This is a genomic window from Candidatus Cryptobacteroides sp. (assembly GCF_056207615.1).
In genome coordinates this window covers 1-7672 of record NZ_JBAEER010000007.1, presented here as the reverse complement: position 1 = coordinate 7672, position 7672 = coordinate 1, and the positions used below count along the sequence as shown (strand labels likewise).

The window sequence follows — 7672 nt, the reverse complement described above, 5'->3', positions numbered from 1 at the left end:
CATGCATGCAAAATGCATTTGCCCGGACTAGGGTCGGCGGAGCGGAGCGAAGACGATCTGCATTTTGCTGCATGTCCGCCGCCGCTATGACATCCGACAAATGCCGGCGAAGAAAGCTACTTCTTTGGATAATATTTCGGCCAGCAGGCAGAAAGATAGTTGCGGAGGCCATCCTCGTGGCGATTTTCCTGAGGATCGTAGAACACTGTACCTTCGAGTTCCTTCGGCATGAACTCGAGATTGGCAAAATGACCGGGATAGTCGTGAGCATACATATAGCCGTCACCATAGCCAAGCTCCTCCATGAGCTTCGTAGGAGCATTCCTCAGATAGAGAGGAACACCAGCCGACTGAGTCAGCTTGGCCGTCTCGAGAGCCTTGTTGATAGCCATGTAGGCAGAATTGCTCTTAGGTGAGCTCGCGAGGTAGATGGTACACTCTGCGAGAGGGATCCTTGCCTCTGGCATACCGATGCTGTGGACAATCTGGAAAGTCGAGTTCGCGAGCAGCATCGCATTTGGATTGGCCAGGCCGATGTCCTCGGAAGAGAGGATCATGAGCCTTCGTGCGATGAAGAGGGGATCCTCGCCTGCGTCGAGCATTCTTGCGAGATAATAGACTGCCGCGTTCGGGTCCGAACCGCGCACGCTCTTGATGAAGGCAGAGATGATGTCATAATGCATCTCACCCTTCTTATCATAGATTGCCATGTTCTCCTGAAGACAGGAAGTGACAGCCTGATTGTTGATGACCTTGTTACCGGCATTGACCACGATCTCAAGGATGTTCAGAAGCTTACGCGCATCACCACCGCTGTAACGGAAGAGCGCCTCGGTCTCCTCGACCTTTATGCCCCTTTCCTTGAGCACGACATCCTCGCTGAGAGCCCTGTCGAGCAGCTTCTGCAGGTCCGCCTTCTCAAGAGACTTCAGGACGAAGACCTGACACCTGGATAGAAGCGGTGAGATCACCTCGAAGGAAGGATTCTCAGTGGTGGCACCGATGAGCACGATCGTTCCGTCCTCGGCCGCACCTAGAAGCGCATCCTGCTGGCTCTTGCTGAACCTGTGGATCTCGTCGATGAAGAGAATAGGGGTGCTGCACTGAGAGAAAAGAGACGAACCCTTCGCCTTGTCGATAACCTCGCGTACCTCCTTGACTCCTGCACTGACCGCAGAGAGAGTGTAGAACTCTCGTCCTAGAGTGCTTGCGACTATCCTTGAGAGGGAAGTCTTGCCGACACCTGGAGGGCCCCAGAGAATGAAGGAGGTGAGATTGCCTGAATCAATCATGTTACGAAGCACGCAGCCCTTGCCAACGAGATGGCTCTGGCCCACGTACTGGTCCATATTTCTCGGCCTCAACCTCTCCGGAAGGGGAGGAAGCATCCTGGTCCTTATGCTGTCGTCTTCGAACATTGTTGATTCTACTACAATACAAATATAGGGTTTTTGCTGATTATTTGTTAAATTTGATGGTTGTACTTAAAACCAATGCGTACCAGAAGGCTAATACCGTTTCTTGCCGTATTGACCTGTTCGGCAGGAATTGTCCATGCCCAGCCTCGTTCCATCGGAGCTGAGTTGTCCCCATCGCGCATCGGTATCCTCTATCAGCAGCACTCGAAATCGGGAGACAACGCACCTGTGAACACCTTATCCTTCGGAGTGGATATCACGGGTCCCCTTCGCCAGAGGAATCCTTTCCCAGGGTTCTATTTCGACTACAGCTGTGATTTCAACATCATACAGAAATCCGGAAAGAACGTCGTATTCAACTTCCTCGCCGGCCCAGGAATCGATCTTGGTTTCGGTGACGACCTTGAGCATCCTGCAGGCGTATTCTTCGGTCCTGTTGCCGACCTCAGGACAGGCATTACCTTCCGAAGCATGCCTCTGTCCTTCTACTTCGTGGTGAAACCGTCGATTTCGCTTCATGTATACAAGACTCCTGACGGGATCAACATGGGCATGTACAAGCATGGGCTCATCTCGTCGTTCATTCCACAGTTCGGAATGACCTACCGCTTCGACCATGACAGGCGGATGGCAGAAGAACCGTGGGAGGGAGAAGAAAAGAGAAGGCCGAAGAGGGAATACCCACTGATAACCTACGGCATAGAATACGGCTACATAGCGCAGTTCCATGTATTCAGCCACTTCAACTATGTTGCCACCAACGGCGGATACAGAGAAGACTTCAGGGATTACAGCTTCGGCTACAACACCAACGGGCAAGTGCTCGCACACTTCGGTTTCAACGCCTTCGAGAACCTCAACGTGTCACTGTACGGCGGCTATCAGGGCATAAGCAGGAAGCAGCGCATATTCCCGATCATGATGAGAGCCACCATCCTGTTCGGCAAACATGACGACCCAGGAAGATGGTTCACATTCATAGGTGGTGGAATCGGCATCAAGGGAAGCCCGAAGATGTACGGAAATGCCACCCTCGCCGACACAGGATTCGGCTACAGGCTCAACCTTACCAGAGAAATCAAGCTCGATCTGATGCTTGGACTGACAGGCACATACTGGCATCCGAATACCTTCTCCGAATCCATCGAAGTGCGCCGCAGCAACGAAGTGCTGACCGGAGCCAAGCTAGGCGTAGGCCTCTGTTTCTAAGAGGTTCTAAGCACCGCTAGAACGCACGGTGACGCTTGCCGAAGATGATATTGAGACCGAAGTTGATATCATATCCGAACTTGTCGATAGGATAAAGGAATGCAGGTCCCTTCTCGCCCTTGTACTTTGCAATCTTTCCGATATAGCCGTCGCTGGCAACGAAGATGTTGATACCCACGAAGCTGATGCTCAGTCCGGCACCCCATGCAGGTCCGAAGGTGGTCATACCGACGTTTCCGGTCAGACTGAACCACTCAATAGGGTTGATTGCAAGACCGGCACGGACATCATACCAGCTTGCCTTGTGCGCAACCTTGTATGTACCCATCGCTCCAGCACTTAGGTTGCGATAGAAAGGCATCCTGTACTTGAGTCCGAAGTTTGCGGTGAAAGGCATGATCTTAAGTTGGGTCGAACTCTCTTCGGGATCATACTTGAACTCGGCAAGCGACTCGAGAGTATGGACCGCTGCCTTGTACTCATTCTTCGCTTCGCTGTCGTCAGGATCCTCATCCTCCGGATAGAAGCGCTGGCCGGTGTAAGTCACCGATGCATCCGTCCTTCCGATGATATTGTTCTTCCAGCTCATGAGTCCGAGATCATTGATGGAAAAGCTGAGTTCGAGATTCTTGGTGAGATGGTAGGTCATGCCAAGGTCGATGGCCGCGCCATAACCGGAAGGAGCAAAATTCCCACCGCCGAATCCGAAATCATCGAAATCCATCACATCCACCTCGCCGGGTCTGATCTTCGACGGAATGGTCGCCACGCTGAGGAAATTACATGCACCGTACGCTGTTGCATCCGCATTGACCCTGATTGCGTCACCGCTGATGCTGACATCTGCTTTGTTGATGTCAAAATAGAGGTTCGCCATACCTACGAGGGCCTTGAGACGCGCACCTATGTCGAGCTTGTCATTAACCTTCCTGGAATAGCCTATGGCCAGCTCGCCGAAGGCAGTACCGCTGACATAGGTAGGGGACATGTCGTATGAAGGAGCGTCACCGTCCTTGAGGAAAGAGAACATGGTGTACGGAAGAGCCGCAGTCACGGAGCTCCTGAGATTGAGCTCCACGCTCGTGTATCCGCCATGTTTTCCTCGAAATCCGAATGCTATGATGTTCTCATTGAGGTCTACATTCGCGCTGTTGAGCTTCTTGAGACCGCCGAGAAACTGTTCCGAAGATACCTGAGGATTGAGTCCGGTCACGAGTCCGTCGTCGGTAGGGAAGATGAGATTTGAAAGTCCCACCTGGCTCCTGGCTGACGGATTGAGATTACCTATCACCGGAACTGCGACGAAGGATTTCTCGGGCACATATGCCGGGTTGAATCGGTATCCATACACATAGTTCTCGAGCAGATAGGTGCTCTGGGGAGTCTGCGCATGGAGTGCGGCACACATCAGAGCTGTCGCGAATGCAAAATAGATCTTTTTCACAATGATAAGTATTAGTTAATCTTAAAGCTTATTCCTTCTGGTAAGACTGCCTTTAAATCAGCCTCAATGTAATCGTCCTTCATCAAGTTGTGCGTTTCGACACCACCGCTCAGAGCAAAGGATATCCTAAGCTGAGCGAGGTCCTTTACAGGGGAACCAGGAAGAGTCCTGACCATCACCTCAGCAGTCTCTGAACAAGGATTCAGCCTGCTTCCGCCCGAAATGCCGGCAGAAATCTCTTCTTCAGAAAGATAGAGAACATTTCCGTCAACATCAAGAAAATCGACGAATATCTTCAGGCCGAAAGGCATGCTGTTCCTTGCCGCGATCTTCAATCCTATCGGAGTCTTTGACATGACATCGACAAGTTCCCGTGAAAGTTCGAGAGTGTCTGACAGGACCAGCATGAAATCTTCTCCAGGAGTCAGCGGCATGTCGAAGTCGTATGCAAGGTCCATGAAGTACTCGCTGCCGAGGTCAATGAAGCACTCCTTTTCAGCGTTGATATTACCCCTGAAGACGATCTCCAGCGAGTCAGGTATCTGACGGAACACACGGGATATCTGCTCCGGGTCAAGACTGACCTCTACAAGTTCAGGGGAGGCAGCATCCTTCGAGCACGGGAACGCGAAGTCGCGGAGCGCCGACACTCTGCCGTCTGGACGTCCGTTTCGCCATGGTATGAGCTCAATCTCGCTGTTTACAGGAACACCCATGTTACCTCTGATCGCGAGCTTGAGAGATGGATTCTTGATGTCGAGACAGACCTCGTCGCTGCGAAGGAATTCCGGAATATCATCGAAGGAAAGGGTAGTAGAGTACTCCATCTCCTGGTGAATGTGCCCACGTAAGCTGCTCACGGATATCTTTCCGTTCCTGTCAGCGATGCTGACCTTCATATTGGCGGAGATATCATCCCTGAGGCTTTCAAGCTCGATATCGGCGCTCTCTGTAGACAGCGAGCCATGTATCGTAATGTCAGCTACGAGGTCCTCAGCATTGCTCATGTCAAGATTCCTCAAAGCTTCAAGCCTGATTGGCTGAGCCACGAAACGACCGTTCTTGACTGCGCCCTTGAGTGCGATCTCGGAAGGGGAGAAGCAGTCTGGAAGTGTTGCCACGAGGTCAACCATATAGTTACCGTTGCCAGGGAGACCGTCGAAGTCCATGCTGCAGTTGATATAGACCTCATCGAGAACGACCTCGCTGAGAATGTCCACCATCTCTGGTATTCTTTCCTTATCGAAAAGGCTCACAGACGTAGTCTCATCGACCCTTACCGAGAGTCCGTCATCAAGTCTGACGCTCTTCGCCGCCATCTGAGGAATTGCGACACGAATGCCAACATTTGCGCCTCTGAGGGCCTCCACATCACTTTTTCCTATAACTGTTGCCGCAGCCACAAGATCACCGCAGACCTTGATTTCCTGCTCTGCCGTTGATGCAGATACATGCAGTTCCTTCACTGGTATGCTGATCTTCGAAGGGACGGAGCCACGTATGTTGATCGAGTGAGTGCTCTGCGAGTATGTGTATCCGGAACCCAGGCGACCAGCATCAAGCCTGATGCTTGCTGGCAGCGCAATGTCTATTCCTTCGCTGCCAGTCTTGAACGGGAGAGACGGAGTAGACGGGATGTCGAAGATCACCTCAATATTCGGTTTACCATCCGGTACGACGGTAAGATTACCGAGATCACCAATGCCGTCGATGTCAATTGCGAACTTCTGCTCGATTCCGAGATCCTTCCTATACTCACGTGTCTTCACGCTGAAGTCAGAAATGACGGGGGAGCTGCTGATGGTAGCGACTACCACAACATCCTCTGATTCGTTTGCGGGAAGGTCTGCGACATCCACGGAACCAGATACGGTGGTCTTTGCGTTAAGCTTGATGTTTCCATTGAACGACTGATATCCGGCAACAGGGGCAGGGAAGTCGATGCTGCTGATGACGATCTCTTTCCTGAGAGGAAGCTTTGCGCCCTTGATGACGAGCTTTCCGTCGGTGCAGTCTTCCACATGCATTCCTGCAGGGAATTCTACGACAATCTCATCGAGATTGACAGAAAGTCCAGCTATCTTCGAAAGATTGGAAGCGTCGAGTTCAAGAACGGTCTTCCTGCTTCGGTCGAGACTCACTGAAGAGATTCGGTCTACGAACGATGGGAGAGCGACAGGGGAGATGCTCATAGGAACCACCATGTCTTCAGTCACCACCGTCACCGGCTCAAGGACCACGTCAGCAGACTCGATATCTATGTTTTCGAATTGCACGTCAAGGTTGAGCATCATGCCGCCCTTGGAATATGAATCATTGACCAGCGAGCGATCTGCAGTCAGCGAATAGCCCTCGATCTGTCCGGCGATAGTCACGTTTTCGTCGAGATAGATTCTTCCGTCCTTGAAGGAGTTCTTCACGAGTCCGGTGATATCATAGGTCCTTACGGCACGGTATCCATTCTCTTCATTCATCACCAAGTCACTGATATTCACCATTTTACCAGAATATCCCTCAATGCCACAGATCTTTGTGAGATCGACGTCGATATTCGGCACGATATTTCCTGAGACGAGATAATTATTTGTAAGAGAAAGACTTACGATCATCTTTGCGTCGCCGGAAAGCTCTATGTCGCTGATGCTCTTGATGCCCTGAAGCTCGTGGTCAACGAGAATATGGCTTGTATAAGGCTCCACCGGCACAGGTGCAATGTCTCCGACATAGAAAGTAAGTCCTTTAAGGGATGGACCATTACTGCCAAAACCAGCCACAGAAGGGTCTACAAAGCCGTTTTTTATATGAATATCCTTGAGCTCGTCATCTAATGAAAGGCCCTTGACCAGATTCTCGTCATAGAGTCCTACGGGAATCTTCTCGACGCGATTGACGGGACTGACCGCCGGCATGGTGAAATCTGAAATCCCAATCTCAGAGCTCTCATTCCATTCCTGGGACTGAATTCCCAGCGAATTCCTGTCTATGCCCACATGATACTCGAATTTGTCATCAAAAGTGATTGCGTCCATGCTTGCAAGAGAAGTCAGATCGAGGGACGCCAGGTTTTCAGAGAGATCGACCATGTCACCATAGCTGATGCTGTAGCTGCCGTCAGCAGCTTCAGTCAGCAAACTGAAGTCAGCACCTGATATCTCGCTGAGATCCGCGAAACTGAGCTGAGAAGTAGAACCGAGCGGAAATTCTACGCCTTTGCTGAAAAGGTTCATGGTCAGGTCCATGTTCTTGAGATTCTCGCCATTGTAGCGTTCATCCATGATACACGACTGCATCGCCATGTAGGCAGCAAGAAGTATGGACATGTCAATGGTCTTTTTGACCTTCTGGTATAACTCTTCGATTTTCATGATTCGTGCGTCAATTAAACAATCACGAAGATATGTTCAACACACAACAAAAAATAACTATGTATTTAGCGATAGATAAAAGCTCTTAGCCATTCGTAAATCCCCTATTCGCGGTTTTACAATCTATTTATACAATTTATATTATGTTAACTTATATGTATAAAAAACACTCCTCCGTGTACTGCTATCTAAAAGTGGACACAGAAAATTGTTAAAAATGATTGATTTTGATGAAT

Annotated in this window: 4 protein-coding genes; 1 reads left to right on the top strand and 3 read right to left on the bottom strand. The window is 50.5% G+C overall.

What is annotated here, in order from left to right; genetic code table 11:
• Positions 1 to 116 precede the first annotated feature (116 nt).
• Entirely contained in the window at positions 117 to 1418 is a 1302-nt protein-coding gene (locus tag AC06ND_RS00545; protein ID WP_475677045.1) for a replication-associated recombination protein A, read from the bottom strand.
• A 75-nt stretch (positions 1419 to 1493) separates the two neighbouring features.
• On the opposite strand from AC06ND_RS00545, the gene AC06ND_RS00540 reads away from it, so the two are divergent.
• The gene (locus tag AC06ND_RS00540) at positions 1494 to 2627 is read left to right on the top strand and encodes a hypothetical protein (RefSeq protein WP_475677044.1); all 1134 of its coding nucleotides are present in this window, start codon (positions 1494 to 1496) and stop codon (positions 2625 to 2627) included.
• 16 nt (positions 2628 to 2643) lie between these two features.
• Here the strand turns inward: AC06ND_RS00540 and AC06ND_RS00535 are convergent, their stop codons facing one another.
• Positions 2644 to 4071 (bottom strand): DUF5723 family protein, encoded by a 1428-nt coding sequence (locus tag AC06ND_RS00535; RefSeq protein ID WP_475677043.1) that lies wholly within the window; start codon positions 4069 to 4071, stop codon positions 2644 to 2646.
• An 11-nt stretch (positions 4072 to 4082) separates the two neighbouring features.
• Complete coding sequence (locus AC06ND_RS00530; RefSeq protein ID WP_475677042.1) at positions 4083 to 7436, bottom strand: hypothetical protein; 3354 nt, start codon at positions 7434 to 7436, stop codon at positions 4083 to 4085.
• Positions 7437 to 7672 lie beyond the last annotated feature (236 nt).